We start from the raw sequence: 14,274 nt of genomic DNA, 5'->3' as shown, positions 1-14,274 counted from the left end.
GATCAGGTCATGCTTCGGCTGTCACGTGCCTCCACCAACCCGCCCCGAGTCCCCTGCTGGCGGAGCGGGGCCGCATGGCGCGAGTGCCCCGCCGCCGACCAGCGGGGCACTCTGTGCGGGGCGGCGGTCGTTCGAGGCCAGGGCGTGTCGTCCGAGGCTGCTACGCGAAGGTCAGCGTCGCCGGGCCGCTCTGGCTGGAGACTCCCTTGCCCGAACACGCGGTGGGGTTCAGATCGGGCAGCGTGACCGTCCGCGTGGCGACACTGCCTTTCCCGAATCCCTGGGTCACCGTGCCGACGGCCGTGATCTGGGATGTGCCGTTCCCCAGTCGGACCACCGAGGTCACCTTGAAGAGCACAGTGGACCTCTTGTCGTTGTTCCACTGGTAGGTGGGCTGGTCCTGGGTGCCGAGCGGGTTGTTGAGGGAGGTACAGGACGCGGTCTCGGTGACTTGGAACGTTCCCTTGCCGGACGTGATACCGGCCGTGTCCGTGCAGGACGTGTAGACCTCGGTGATGGTCACCTTGGTCGACTTGGCAGTGTTGGTGAGCGGCGGATCGTAGGTGACGGTCTGAGTGCCGATGCACGACAGGAGCGAGGCGTCGGCGTGTGCGGTGGCGGGTGCGAGGAGACCGCCGCACGCGAGCGTGAATGTCGCGGTGATGCCGAGGGTCCGAGAGCGAATGCCGGCGAACACGGTGCCTCCTGGGCTTCCGAAAGGAGTGACGCACGGTGAGACCATTAGCCCACCGCTCTCGGCCAGTTGGCCAGATCCCGACCGCACATCACAGGAGTGCACAGGCTCAGTGCCGAGCGCGCCACGAACCCTGTGCGCCGCCGGTGGGCAACAGCCCAGAATGTGTGCGCCGGAGCTGACCCTCCGGACCGGCGGACGGCTCGCTCAGGGCGTGGACCTGGCGGAGATCGGCGAGGTGGCATTCACCAGTCCGGACCGAGTCCGGGACATGGTCCACAACTTCTACGCGGACGGCACGAGGCTGGATGCGGCCGCCACAGTCATCGCCGCCCTGCACCACGACAACCCGGCGCTGCGCGCGCACCTGGACAGCCACACAGTACCGGCAAACTCGCCGATCTGGACGAACGCCAGGGTGACCGCGTAGGCCGTGGTCCCATCATCGGCCCCTGCTGACCTCAGGAAGCTGAGCGGCAGGATAACCCGGGGGACCTGCCCGGGTTGCCGGCTCCTTCTCCTGGTCGTTGTGGTGGTTCGGTCCTGAAGTGTCGGCGGTGCCGGTGGGGCCGCAACGCGCCGCCGGCACGTTTGGTTTGCGCGGATCCTGCCGCCCCGGACAGCAGTGCGGCGGCAGGGCCCAGATCGCCCGAACTCACCCGCCGGCTTCCGGCTTCAGGGCGCCCGGCCACCGGCTCAGGACGAGAAGCCATCCTGAACCGGTCGACAACACCGAGGGAAGGCCCGCCGTCCAGGTCGTTGTCTCACCCCCAGAGGAAGCGAGCGCTCGTGATGCCGCTAGGCGATGACGGTATCTATGGGCAGTTGATGGTGCCGGTGTTGTTGCCGGTGGCAACAATGGTGGCGCTGGTGAGAGTGCCTCCCCCGCTGTTGCCGTTGCCGCCTTGACCGCCGCTGGCACGGGCGCTGCCGATGCCTCCGGCGCCGCCGGTGGCCGTGATGGTGCCGGCGGTGATGGAGGGGAAGCCTCCGCCTAGGCTGGTGCCTTCGCCGTCGCCGCCGGTGCCGCCGACGTTGCCGCGCGCGCTGGTACCGGCAGAACTGCCTCCCATGCCGCCGACGGCGGTGACGGCCGCGCGGGCGCCGGTGATAGCGCCATTCCCGGTGTTGCCGTTGCCGCCGAGACCGCCGGATCTGGTGCCGACGCCTCCGGCGCCTCCGGTGACATCGATGGTGACCGGTCCAGAGCCGGGTGCCTTGATGGTGCCGAAGTTGCCACCGCCACCGAAACCGCAGATGGAGCCGGGGCCACCTGCGCCGCCAGTGAAGTTGAGGGTCCCGCTGTTAGTGACAGTGACAGCGCCGGCGTTGCCGGGGCGGCCGGTGCCGCCGATTCGGCCGCCGCCGTTGCCGCCGGCGCCGCCGGTGGCGTTGAGGGTCCCGTTGTTGCTGACAGTGGCGGTTCCACTGTTGCCGAAGCCGCCGTCGGAGCCGGTGCTGTCGCCGCCGTTGAGGGCGAGGGTTCCGCCTTTGACGGTGACGGTCCCGGTCGAACCGGCGCCGGCGAAGCCGCTGAGGCCACTGCCGATGCCGTTGCCGCCGTTGATGGTGCCCTTGGCGCCGGTGAGGTTGACCGTTCCGGCGTTACCAGGCTGGCCAGGGCTGCCGGCGGACCCTGTGGCCTCCAGGACGATCCGCGACCCGTTCAGGTTGACGGTGCCGCCCGAGGAGATAGCGGGCAGCGGGGGGCCGAGGACGGGAATGATGATGTTGACGTTGCACGCCCCGCTGGTGGTGACATTCAAGGTCCCGGCCACGGTCCCTTCCACGTTGACGGTGGTGCACGCGTTGATGGTCACGATCGTGTTGGCGGGGATCCCGTTCGGGCAGGTCCAGACGCCGCCGACCTCGGTGCATGGGTCGGCCGCGTGGGCCTGCGGTCCCGCCAAGACCTCAGCGGCCAGGGCCAGCACGCCCGCGGCGGCCCCGGCGGCCACTGTCCGCAGGATACGTACGAGGTGTGTGCGACGGTGTTGGAGTGGGCGAACTGGAGATGGTCTCATCAAGCGACCTTCCCCTTTCCTCGCTGGCCCGAGCGGCGGGCCAGCAGCCGATTCCCCGCGTCAGCACACAGCACGCTACGTCCGGCATACGACGTTAGGCCAGATGCAACCACAAAGGTCATATCAAATGAACAGTCACAGTGGCTGCTTGCAGCCTGCCCTCCCACGGAGAGCTGCCGTGCCAGGCCGTCATAGCCCCGATCAGGAGCAATGCTCAGATCCTGTGGATCGGCTCGGGAGGGCGTACCTTCCCGAGTGATCGATCGACTGGTATCGAGTAGGCCCGCGTTGGCGCGCGGGTCGGGAAGGGACGCCCGTGCTCAGCGTAGTCAACGCCGACGGCACCACCGCCACCGGCTCCTCACTCATCGACGAGATCGTCCGGGAGGGTGCGAGGCGGATGCTCGCCGCCGCGCTGGAGGCCGAAGTCGATGCGTACATAGCCGAGTTGGCAGACGAGAAGGACGAACGAGGGCGGCGCCTTGTGGTCCGCAACGGCCACCACAGGCCCCGGACGGTGACCACCGCTGCCGGGACGGTCGAGGTCAAGGCCCCGCGCGTCAACGACAAGCGCATCGACGAGACGACCGGTGAGCGCAAGAAGTTCTCCTCGGCGATCCTGCCGCCCTGGGCCCGCAAGTCCCCGAAGATCAGCGAAGTGCTGCCGCTGCTCTACCTCCACGGCCTGTCCTCGGGGGACTTCGTGCCCGCGCTGGAGCAGTTCCTCGGATCCTCGGCCGGGCTCTCGCCGGCCACCGTGACCCGGCTGACCGCCCAGTGGCAGGCCGACCACAAGGCGTTCAGCGAGCGTGACCTGTCTGCCACGGACTATGTCTATGTGTGGGCCGATGGCATCCACCTGCGTATCCGTCTGGAGGAGGCGAGGGCCGCGGTCCTGGTCGTCATGGGGGTGCGCGCGGACGGCACCAAGGAGCTGATCGCGATGGCTGACGGCTACCGTGAGTCGACGGAGTCCTGGGCCGGCCTGCTGCGGGACTGTCAGCGCCGCGGCATGCGGGCCCCGGTCCTCGCCGTCGGCGACGGTGCCCTCGGCTTTTGGACCGCGCTGAATGAGGTCTTCCCGGAAACCCGGCACCAGCGGTGCTGGGTCCACAGAAGCCGTAAGGAATCAACTTGTCGGTGTGTCGGTTTACTCGTCCGCGGCCGCGAGGAGATCGGGGGCGGTGCGGTAGCGGGTGGCGGCCGGAGGCGGGAGGAGTCCGCCTTCCGCAAGCAGGGGACGGATCTCGCGGACGACGTTCCCGATCGAGGACCTGCTCACGTCCCCCAGCGCGTCGGCGAGGACGTCCAGGGTGCACAGTTTCCGCAGGTAGAGGATGGCGACCACGACGCGCTCTCTGTCACCCAGCTTCTGGGGGAAGACGCCGCCGCGGCTGCCCAGCTGGCGATCGGCGCCCCGGCGCTGGTAGGAGGCCCGTTCAGCCTGGGCAACCTGGCGTGGAGAGAGCCGGCGAGTGAGCGCATCCAGCTCCGCGCGGGACATGCCGGTAAGCCGCGGATGGGACAGGCTCTCCATGATCCGGGTGCGCGGCGGGGTCTGGTCGGTGTCGAGGAAGGCCATCAGCGCGTCCGCCCTGGTGAACCGGCTGTGGGCGTATCCGGGCTGGTGACCGTGGTCCTCCAGGACCCGGCGGGTCTCGGCGACAAGGTGGCCGACGCATTCAGGGGTGACCTCCAGCATGTCGGCCAGCAGCTTCATCGAGCAGACCTGTCGCTGGTAGAGGAGAGTGAGCAGAACCCGGGCGGCGTCGTCGAACAGCGGCTTGGCCCGCTGATTGCCGGTGGCGCGCCGGGCCCGTCCACCCCGCTGCTCGCTGTAGCGTTCCTGGGACCGAGCAGCCTGTAGTGGGGCCAACTCGGCGCGTAGATCCGCGAGTTCCGTACTACTCAGCCCGGTCAGGCGGGGGTCCGCCAGGCGGGCGAGAAGCTCGCGGCGCCGGCCGGAGACGCCATGTGCCTCGCTGGTGGGCAGGGCCTGCGGCGCGGAGGGTTCGGGCAACAGGGTGTAGTTCCACTGGCCGTGGACCTCATGCCGGACCAGCGGCAGCGCGGCGAAGCGATCCTTACTGATCGCAATGCCCGTGGGGTAGTCGCCGGGATCCAGTTGGGCCTCAACGCGCAGACCGGCCCGGGTACGGGTGGCGACGATCGTCTCAATGACGACGTCATGGCTGGTCAGCGGCCTGCCACGCCAGTTGTGCGTGATGTGGGAGAACAGCCGGTGCTCGATTTTGTTCCAGTGTGTCCTGAATGCAGAGGGGAATTCGATGTAGGACGAGTTTCTTGCAGCAGTGCTGCGTGACCGATGAAGGATTGGCCCTTCGAAGTCGCCCTGCGGGGGGAGGCTTCAAACCGCCTCATGCCGCGTTAGCCGAAGACTGTCGTGGTGAGCGATGAGGAAAAGGCGTCCAAGAGGCGTCAGGTGGGGATCAGGGAGACGAACGCAAGTGAATCGTTGCTGACGTGTCGAAAAGATTCCGACGACATCAAAACCGGGAAGCTTGGAACCGTCCCGGGATAAGCCTGGCGGGAGCCCGCCGACTGGCCAGGCGGTGTCCGGCATGGAGACGACGTGAACCTGATCTGCCGCGGTCATGTGGAACAGGAGAAGGCGCGTACCGATACAGCCCGTCCTGGTAGGGGCGGGCGAGAGGAGCACCCCGAGCGGTTGTGCCGCGAAGGGGCCGAGTACCGACGCGGGACGTGCCGGCGGACCGGCTCGTAGTAGTGGTGAAGCCCCTGTAACGGGGGTGGAGCGAAGGGGCCGGGTCGTCCGTGACTGTGTTGATCGCATCAACCGGACGGTGTCCGGGAGGAGTTCGGTGAGCCAGTTGAAGTCACAGGCCAAGCCGTTTGAGATTTCTAAGTGGGAAGTCAAAGAAGCATGGGAGGAAGTCAGGGCTAACAGGGGAGCACCGGGAGTGGACGGGCAGAGCATCGCCGAATTCGAGAAGGACCTGAAGAACAATCTCTACAGGGTCTGGAACCGGATGTCGTCGGGCTCCTACTTTCCTCCTCCGGTGCGTGCGGTGGCTATTCCTAAGCCACATGGCGGCGGTGAGAGAATCCTTGGTATTCCCGCCGTCGCTGATCGTGTGGCTCAGACCGTAGTGGCCCGGCATCTGGTGCGGAGGGTGGATCCTATTTTCCATCCGGACAGCTTCGGATACCGGCCCGGACGGTCCGCCTTGGATGCCGTGGAGAAGTGTCGGGAACGCAGCTGGAAACGGGACTGGGTTGTCGAGTTCGACATCTCCCAGTTCTTCGACAGTGTGCCCTGGGACCTCCTGGTCAAGGCGGTAGAAGCACACACCGAAGCCGTTTGGGTGAAGTTGTATGTGCGGAGGTGGCTTGCTGCCCCGCTCAAGATGCCCGACGGCACCCTGCTGGAACGGGAGTGCGGGACGCCACAAGGAGCCCCGGTTTCTCCCGTCTTGGCGAACCTGTTCCTGCACTACGCGTTCGACGTCTGGATGGCCCGGGAGTTCCCTGCTGTCTCGTTCGAACGCTATGCGGACGATGCGGTCGTGCACTGCGTCACTGAGCGCCAGGCCCGCCAGGTGCTGGCCGCGCTCTCGGACAGGATGGCCGAGGTCGGGCTGCGTCTGCACCCGGCCAAGACCCGGATCGTTTACTGCCAGGACGGATTGCGGCGCGGCTCGTACGAGCACACGTCTTTCACGTTCCTGGGGTTCACGTTCCAACAGCGCCAGATGCGGGACAAGAACGGCCGCATCAGATGGTCGTTCCGTCCCGCGGTCAGCAGGGACGCCCTCAAACGACTCGGCGAGGAGGTCCGCTCCTGGCGGCTTCACCGGCGGGTCAACCACACCGTGGAAGAACTCGCGCAGCGGATCAATCCGATCGTCGCGGGCTGGATGCAGTACTACGGCCGGTTCTACCGATCGGCCTTGTATCCACTTCTGATGCGCATCAACGCCTACCTGGTGCGCTGGCTCCGCAACAAGTACAGACGGTTTCGCGCGATGAGGAAGGCCATCGCGGCCTTCCAGAGGGCAGCCAAGCGCCGCCCGGGGATGTTCGCGCAGTGGAGATGGGTCAGTTCCCCCTCCTTGGCCTGGTGATCAGGATGACAAGAGCCGTATGACGAGAGATCGTCACGTACGGATCTGTGGGAGCCGGAGGGTGCGAATCCCTCCGGCTACCCGACTTTACTTGTGCCCGGAGGAAAGTGACACACCGTGATCGTTAGGCCCGTCTCGGCGGCCAGAGCAGCCAGTTCGCTCTTCCAGACCCGATAGCGGTAACCGTTGGAGCCGCCCGCGTCCGAGGTGATCAGCAGCCGTGACGCCTTTGGGTAGTCGAGGCTGCCGCGACAGCGCCACCAGCGGCGGATGGACTCGACCGCGAAGACCGACGTGTCGTGGTCGACACCGACGTTGACCCAGCCGGTGTTGCGGGCGATGTCGTAGATCCCGTACGGGATCGCCTGCTGAACGTCCGGACCGCTGAAGAAGAAGTGATGGTCCTCCACCTCGACCGGGTCGCCCCTGGGCCGCCACTCGCGGCCGGCCATGGGCAGCCGTCCGATCTGCTCCCGCTTCTTCGTGTCCACGCTGATTACCGGCTCACCGTCGGCCTGGTGCTGCTTGACCTGCTCGTTGATATAGCGGAACTGGGCATCCCGGTCGGGATGCTGGGCACCCTCGAGAGTCTTGGCGTTCGCCTGCAGACTGAAGCCCTCCTGCTTGAGTAGCCGGCCCACCGTCGGCGCGGACACCGGGTGCCCCTGCCGGGTCAGCTCCTCGGCCAGGTTGCGCAGCGACTTCGTTGTCCACCGCAGCGGAGACTGAGGATCTCCCCGCTCGTCCGGCTCGACCAGGCCCAACAAGGCTTTGAGCAGGGCAGGATCGTTGGCTTCAGCCCGCTTGCGGCCTCCGCCTGGTGCACGCACCCGGCCGTCCAGCAGTGGCCCGGCCCCCGCTTCCAGTTCCGACACGCCACGACGCACGGTCGTCTCGCTGACCTGCGCGATCCGCGCTACCGCCCGTATCCCGCCATGCCCGATCAGTCGGGCCTCGGTGGCCAGGGCCAGCCGCCGCTGCCGCTCGTTCAGATGGGGCAACAACACCGAGAACCTGCACTGGAGTTGGGAACAGATCTCCTCCGGAACCGCCATACCCTGACAACGAGCCCACACCTGTAAAGCAGCACCTTGATTCTTTACGGCTTCACAAGACGGCCAACTGTCTGGACAGTCTCCCGAAGTCGGCCCAGCCCGCAGCGAAGAAGGCCATCCAGGACATCTACAACGCCGAGGACAAGGAGCACGCGGCCAAGGCCATCAAGGCGTTCGCCAAGCAGTACGGGGCGAAGTTCCCCAAGGCGGTCAAGAAGATCGTCGACGACGAGGACGAGCTGCTGGCGTTCTTCGACTTCCCCGCAGAGCATTGGATCCACTTGCGCACCACGAACCCCATAGAGTCGACCTTCGCGACCGTCCGGCTGCGGACCAAGGTCACCAAGGGTGCCGGCTCCCGGGCCGCCGCCCTGGCGATGGTGTTCAAGCTCGTCGAGTCCGCCCAGGCCCGCTGGCGAGCTGTGAACGCGCCCCACCTCGTCGCCCTCGTCCGCGCCGGAGCCCGCTTCGACAAGGGCGTCCTCGTCGAACGCGAGGAGATGACAGCAGCCTGAGCTACGTCCCAATCGCAGGATCCGGCAGCTGCACGTTCACGACCGGCCTCATGCGGACGGTCGGCCTCGCCCCAGCAGTCGGCCCAGTTCGGCAGCCAGAGCGACCGAAGCCTCGATCTCGACCCTGCGGATCGACACGCTCTCCACGAGGAAACCGAACGGCATGCCGAGTTTGCGGCAGAAGGCAATCAAGTCGCGGGCGTTCGCCAGACAGTGCTGGTAGGACTCGGCCAGCGTGTCGTCCGCGTGGCGCAGAGAGTTCTCCAGCCAGCGTGGGACGTCCACGCCGAGCCACTTGAGGAACGCCAGCGTCTTCACCGACCCGCACACCGAGAGCGTGAACAGGACGGGCTTGGGTTCCAGCTGCCGCTCGCGGCAAGCGTAGTAGTAGTCGGAGACCATGCTCTTGGCCGCGTCAGGGTTGTAGACGACCTGCGAGATGAAGTACGCGCATCCCGCCTGGTGCTTGGCGAGCAGCCGCTGATGCTCCTCGGGGCGTTCGGCGATGGCGACGCCGCCGAGCAGCAGGTCCGGACGAGCGTCGAGGCGCAGGGCCTGCGCCTCGGACAAGCCGGTCCGCACCGCCTTGCCCTTCGAGGACGCGCCGACGAAGACGGAGAGCACGCGGTCGGTGTCGGCCATCTGCAGCCAGGTCCGCAGCTCCGCCTCGGTGTACTTGCCGACGCACCGGTAGATGACCGCGGGGCGGTTCCACCCGCCGAGGTACTCCGCGTGATACACGGCGGGATCGATCGTCGGCAGATACGGAAACGGCCGCTCCGCCGGATTGCGGTCGCTCTCATCGGCGATGTCGTACAGCGCCAGAGCGTCCACATCGAGGAAGTCCAACCGCGCCAAGGTAGCCGCGGTGATCTCCCGGATCCGCTCGGGCGTGGTACTCAGCCGCGGCGGCGTGATACCGAACACCAGGACACCACCCTCGGCACCGGCCACCAGCATCCGGTCGGCTGTCCTGTCGTCACGGTCCACCATGACGCGGAAGCTAGCAGCTCATCCACCAGGCAACGGCAAAGCGCCAGTCTGTGAGACGAAACGCGGCTCGTCGTCATCGCAGCTGACGATGCGATCGACGCCCGGCCGTGAGGGAGCGATCAGATCCACAGGGTTTGACAATTGCTCACGGCTGCACGCCACCCAGGACAGGACCCGAGCGGCGCGTCGCATCACAACAGGGCAAACGTGGCTGCTGTGGCACGAGGCTCTGCCTGACGGGTCGTGTGGCAGGTGTACAGGCACCGCGACGAGACGGTCAGCGCGCTCAGTTCTCGAACCCGCTGAGAGTCCACTGTCCACCGGTAGCGCTCAACCCATAACGCGGCGTCGCCAGTAACGATGAGAGGTTGCCAAGCCCGATGCCGCAGAAGGAGCGTTGCCTCAGTGCGGGCCAGGTGTCACAGCTGGCGCTTCCGTATCGCATTTGTGTGGGGGATGGCCGTGCTGCGCCCCTGCTCGCTTTCGCGCGCTCTAGCCAGGCCGCGGGGTGGCTGGGACTTTCCCCTTAGAGGTCCTAACAAAGGCGTTGGACGTGTCTGTAGGTGATGAGACATGTAGCGAGTCCGAGGAAGGCTTCATGGATGTCGTCCCGTCGCTCCCATCGGATGCGCAGGCGACGGAAGCCGTGCAGCCAGGCGATGGTTCGTTCGACGACATATCGGAAGACGCCCAGGCCGGAGCCGTGTGGCTCGCCTCGCCGCGCGATCACGGGACGGATGCCGCGCTGCCACAGCAGACGCCGGTACTTGTCGTGGTCGTAGCCACGGTCGGCGAGCAGTGCGTCGGGCCGGTGGCGGGGCCGGCCGACAACCCCGGCGACAGGGGGGATCTTGTCGAGCAGAGGCAGGAGCTGGGTGACGTCGTTGCGGTTGCCGCCGGTCAGCGACACCGCGAGCGGGATGCCTTGGGCGTCGGTGACGACGTGGTGCTTGCTGCCCGGCCGTGCGCGATCGACCGGACTGGGACCGCTTTGGGCCCCTACGGGCCGCCCGCACATGGGAAGAGTCGATCACCGCCCGGGACCAGTCCAGCTTCTTCGCCGACCGCAGCTTCTTCAACAGCAGCACATGCAGCTGGTCCCACACCCCGGCGGCATTCCAGGCGGCCAGCCGCCGCCAGCAGGTCATACCCGAACCAAAGCCCAGCTCCTGCGGCAGGTACTCCCACTGGATGCCGGTGTGCAGCACGAACAGGATCCCGCACAACGCCTGCCGGTCCGGCACCCTCGGCCGCCCCTCAACCAGCTTCGGCCCCGGCTTGGGCAGCAACGGCTCGACCAACGCCCACAGTTCATCCGACACGATCCACGGCCGCGACTGACGTTTCCCCACGACCAGACCAACGAGCAAATAGGCCAGCAGTCACATGATCAACCACTTCTGTTAGGACCTCTTAGTCGCGTTGTGGGCCGTAGGAGGTCGGGCTCTCTTCTCCAGCGCCGCGACTGAACATCGGCACGCACGGAGTACTTCATGCGCACAACGACAGCTGGCTCGCACGTCGAGCCCTTGATCAGACTCGCCGTTCTGGCCTTGACCGTCTGCCTCACGCCGGCCTTCCGGGATCGACACATGCCGCGCCGACAGCATCGGTCACGCCGACCTCGCTCGCGCCGGGCAAAGCCTTCATCGTCAACTTCACCTCCCCGCCGGCCTTCGCCCCCAAGACGGCGAAGGCTTCTCCGCGGGCGACAACTTGCCCGGCAGCCTGGATGCCTTCGCCTCGCTCGTGTCCTGCACGGGCAGCATGGGCGGCCTCCCCACCGAAAGCGCCGGCATCGGATACTTCGCCCCCTCAGGAGCGTCCCGTCGATACCACCGTCACCGGTCCCTGACCCCGCGCGTCGATCCCGGCCCCTCTGCCGGCACGTTCCTGCTGCGTACCAACTGGCCGATGAAGCCGCCCAGGAGGCACCCACAATCACCGTCTCCGCCGCCTCTCAGGCTGCCGAGGTCACGTCGGCCTGAAGCGCAACCAGGCCACGGACGTGGACGTGTCCATCCAACTGCCCCCGACAACCCTCGGCGTCACCGGACTGCCCAGCGGATGCACCTACAACTCCGCAGACGACAAGGACGACTGCGCCATCGCCCGCATCGTTCGGGACCGACAGCCATCCGCGCCTACACTGCCAAGATCGGACTGCTCAGCGTCAGGCTTGCGCACTCACCATCAACAGCACAAGCACTGCGTCCAACAGCACAAGCACTGCGTCGGCCCCGACGAACCGGCCTCGGGCTACGGCCGCGGCCTCGTGGTCGCCATCGGCCTGAGCCAGTAGTCCCGCGGATATCACTGTGGGCTTCCCACGTAGACCACCACATCCGACGGCTGGCACAGCACAGCTACCACCCTTCACAATTCTCCGCATTTCACTGCTCATTGGGCGGTACCGGAGCCGGCAAGGCGGCCACGCCGGCACGTTGACGACAGCGCTCGCCCGATACGAGCCGAGCAGCAGGTCCACAAGCGAACCAAGGAACGGCAGTCCCTGTTCGTCGTGAAGTAACCGCGGAAGGCGTGCCATTGAACCAGGAACTTTGGGTAGTCCGACTTGCCCGCGTGATGGCGGCACGGCCCGGTGTCGTGGTCGGCTGCTGGCTGCTCGCCATGATGGTCGCTCTGTCGCAGATCCCGTCCTTTACCCAGCATGAGACCGCCCGGACGGCACGGGTCAATGGCAGCGAATCCGCGCACGTGGAACAGCTGCTGAGCACCACGTTCCCGAAACTGGGGCCTGAGGTCGGCGTGATCGTCTTCCACTCCTCCACGTTGACCGTCAACGATCCGCTGTTCCGGACGCTGATTGCGGGCGTCTCCCTGGGCCTGCAACGGGACCCGGATGTGCAGCGAACGGTGTCGCCTTTCTCCGTCACGGGCCGGGTGTCCGCGGACAAACACACCGCTCTGGCCGGTGTGTTCTTCCGCGGCACCAAGGACGCACTGCAACGCGATGCACCGAGACTGCAGGACGTCGTACAGCGATTGGCGGCCTTTCTCCAGCGCGGACAGGACCGTCGGGTCGAGGCGGATCTGGTCAGCTACTCCGGAGTGTTCTCAGAGATCATCACGCAGGAGAAAGCAGGCACCCAGCGAGCCGAGTTGATCGGTGTCCCGGTCGCCCTGCTTCTCTTGCTGGTCGCGATGGGAACGGCGGTCGCCGCCTGCGTGCCGATCCTGATGGCCGGCGCCGGCGTGCTCGTCGCGTTCGGTGTAGTCGGGGCGTTGAGTTCGTTCACCCGCTTCGACTCCACGCTGGAGACCATCATCCCGATGATGGGGCTGGCCCTGGGCATCGACTACTCGCTGTTCGTCGTCTCCCGGTTCCGCGTCGAGCTCGCCCAGCGCCGCATCGGCCGAGAGCCCCCTTCCACCCAGGTCGTGCAGGAGGCGATTGCCGCGGCCATGCGGCATGCGGGCACCACCATTGTGCTGTCCGGCATCGTGTTCGTGTTGGGCATGTCCGGTCTGCTGTTCATCGATGCACCCACCATCCGGCAGATCGGTGTGGGTGCGATGATCGCGGCGGCCTGCACCCTGCTTGCCGGGCTCACCTTGCTGCCCGCTCTCCTTGCCCTGTTTGGCCAGCGGCTGGAGAAAGGGCGCATTCCCTGGCACACGAGGGCCGGAGGCGCCCTGGCGGAGACCGGTTCACCATGGTTCGCCGCGTTCGCGCGGCGGGTGATGCGGCGGCCCGTCCTCGTCACGGTGCTGGCCGCGGGAGCGCTCTGCCTGCTCGCTCTGCCCACGCTTCACCTGCGGCTGGGCGTCGACCTCGGTGTGCCGGCGATCAAGGGGACGACGGTCGGCAAGGGGCAGCGCCTCGTCGAGCGGGGCTTCACACCCGGCCAGTCCATGCCGGTCAACCTCGTCTACACCACCGCACATGGCCCCCTTTCCCAACGCGATCTCGACGCGGTCACGCGGCTCAGCGCACGGCTGGCGCACGACCCGGCGGTGTACTCCGTCGACTCGGTCAGCACTCTGACGCAACCGGGGACGCCGCCGGAGCGGCCCACCCCCGCCACCCTCCGGATCACCGCGAAGCGGCTTCTGGTCAGCGCGGATTCGCGAAGTACGGTGCTTTCGGTCGTGCCGGTGGCCGCTTCGGACAGTGCCGAGGCCATGAAACTGGTCATGCGGCTGCGCGGACAGGTCATCCCGGAGGCGCTCGCGGACGTACCCGGAGCGAGGGTGCTCGTCGGCGGAATGACCGCGGAGCACCTCGACCTCAGCAATGAGACCACAGGAAAGCTCTGGTTCATCATTTCCTTCATCCTCATTCTCTCCTTCTTTTTCCTCATAGCCGTCTTCCGCAGTATTCCGGTGCCCGTCAAGGCATTTCTGACGAACATGCTGGGCGCCCTGGCCGCCTATGGGCTGACCGTATGGGTCTTCCAGTTCGGCCATCTGGAAGGGCCCCTTGGATTCACCAGCACCGGCACGATTCAAGCGTTTCTGCCGTTGCTCACTTTCGCATTCCTGTTCGCGGTTTCCATGGACTACGAACTGTTCCTCGTCCGGCGGATCCAGGAAGCCTGGCGTCGTACCGGCGACAACTCGGCCGCCGTCGTCGAGGGTGTGGCGCAGACGGCGGTGCCGATCACCGCTGCCGCCGCCGTCATGACCGCCGTCTTCGGCTCCTTCGTCCTGGTCGACGTGGCGGAGATCAAGCAGATCGGCTTCGCCCTCGCGGTCGCGGTCGTATTGGACGTGACCCTCGTGCGCATGCTGCTCGTGCCCGCGGTCATGCGGCTGGCCGGCCGCGCGAACTGGTGGTTCCCGCGGTTCAGTCGCCGCCACGGACCGATCAAGTGAAGCGGATTGAACGAACACATGGTGGTGGGGCGGGATTGGGATCCCCGC

At 66.7% G+C, this 14,274-nt stretch carries 8 protein-coding genes and 4 pseudogenes; 6 read left to right on the top strand and 6 right to left on the bottom strand.

Annotated elements, in window-relative coordinates:
* Nucleotides 1-160: 160 nt before the first annotated feature.
* Nucleotides 161-697, bottom strand: a complete 537-nt coding sequence (locus tag MOV08_RS07730) for a hypothetical protein (protein WP_275306811.1) — start codon at nucleotides 695-697, stop codon at nucleotides 161-163.
* Between the two features lie 160 nt (nucleotides 698-857).
* Here MOV08_RS07730 and MOV08_RS07725 point away from each other — a divergent pair, with 160 nt between their 5' ends.
* Nucleotides 858-1,124, top strand: a complete 267-nt coding sequence (locus MOV08_RS07725) for a hypothetical protein (RefSeq protein WP_275306810.1) — start codon at nucleotides 858-860, stop codon at nucleotides 1,122-1,124.
* Nucleotides 1,125-1,509: 385 nt separating this feature from the next.
* Here the strand turns inward: MOV08_RS07725 and MOV08_RS07720 are convergent, their stop codons facing one another.
* Nucleotides 1,510-2,652, bottom strand: coding sequence for a hypothetical protein (locus MOV08_RS07720; RefSeq protein ID WP_275306809.1), 1,143 nt, complete (start codon nucleotides 2,650-2,652; stop codon nucleotides 1,510-1,512).
* Between the two features lie 382 nt (nucleotides 2,653-3,034).
* Between MOV08_RS07720 and MOV08_RS07715 the strand changes: the two are divergent.
* Nucleotides 3,035-3,835 (top strand): annotated as a pseudogene (locus MOV08_RS07715) (IS256 family transposase); the annotation flags it as partial.
* A gap of 897 nt (nucleotides 3,836-4,732) precedes the next feature.
* On the opposite strand, the pseudogene MOV08_RS07710 reads toward MOV08_RS07715, so the two are convergent.
* A pseudogene (locus tag MOV08_RS07710) lies at nucleotides 4,733-5,053 on the bottom strand (ISAzo13-like element transposase-related protein); the annotation flags it as partial.
* Nucleotides 5,054-5,561: 508 nt separating this feature from the next.
* Between MOV08_RS07710 and ltrA the strand changes: the two are divergent.
* On the top strand, nucleotides 5,562-6,824 hold the full coding sequence (gene ltrA / locus MOV08_RS07705) for a group II intron reverse transcriptase/maturase (protein WP_275306292.1): 1,263 nt from the start codon (nucleotides 5,562-5,564) through the stop codon (nucleotides 6,822-6,824).
* Nucleotides 6,825-6,910: 86 nt separating this feature from the next.
* Here the strand turns inward: ltrA and MOV08_RS07700 are convergent.
* Nucleotides 6,911-7,879, bottom strand: a pseudogene (locus tag MOV08_RS07700) (ISAzo13 family transposase); the annotation flags it as partial.
* A gap of 53 nt (nucleotides 7,880-7,932) precedes the next feature.
* Between MOV08_RS07700 and MOV08_RS07695 the strand changes: the two are divergent.
* Nucleotides 7,933-8,394: pseudogene (locus MOV08_RS07695) on the top strand (transposase); the annotation flags it as partial.
* 48 nt (nucleotides 8,395-8,442) lie between these two features.
* Here the strand turns inward: MOV08_RS07695 and MOV08_RS07690 are convergent.
* Nucleotides 8,443-9,387, bottom strand: coding sequence for a methylenetetrahydrofolate reductase (locus tag MOV08_RS07690; protein WP_275306808.1), 945 nt, complete (start codon nucleotides 9,385-9,387; stop codon nucleotides 8,443-8,445).
* Nucleotides 9,388-9,922: 535 nt separating this feature from the next.
* Nucleotides 9,923-10,739, bottom strand: a protein-coding gene (locus MOV08_RS07685; RefSeq protein WP_420834112.1) for an IS5 family transposase whose coding sequence is annotated in 2 segments (ribosomal slippage) — nucleotides 9,923-10,379 and nucleotides 10,378-10,739 — 819 coding nt in all. Because the reading frame shifts where the segments join, the coding sequence is not laid out codon by codon here.
* Nucleotides 10,740-11,566: 827 nt separating this feature from the next.
* On the opposite strand from MOV08_RS07685, the gene MOV08_RS07680 reads away from it, so the two are divergent.
* Both MOV08_RS07680 and MOV08_RS07675 read left to right on the top strand, forming a co-directional pair.
* Nucleotides 11,567-11,689 carry a hypothetical protein gene (locus tag MOV08_RS07680; protein ID WP_275306807.1) on the top strand — a complete coding sequence of 41 codons (123 nt, stop codon included), beginning with the start codon at nucleotides 11,567-11,569 and terminating at the stop codon, nucleotides 11,687-11,689.
* Nucleotides 11,690-11,934: 245 nt separating this feature from the next.
* Entirely contained in the window at nucleotides 11,935-14,226 is a 2,292-nt protein-coding gene (locus tag MOV08_RS07675) for an MMPL family transporter (RefSeq protein WP_275306806.1), read from the top strand.
* Nucleotides 14,227-14,274: the final 48 nt, after the last annotated feature.

The organism is Streptomyces yunnanensis (genome assembly GCF_029011865.1).
GTDB classification, from domain to species: Bacteria; Actinomycetota; Actinomycetes; order Streptomycetales; family Streptomycetaceae; genus Streptomyces; species Streptomyces yunnanensis.
The sequence above is the reverse complement of the archived record's forward strand: the minus strand, read 5'-3'. Positions and strand labels throughout refer to the sequence as shown.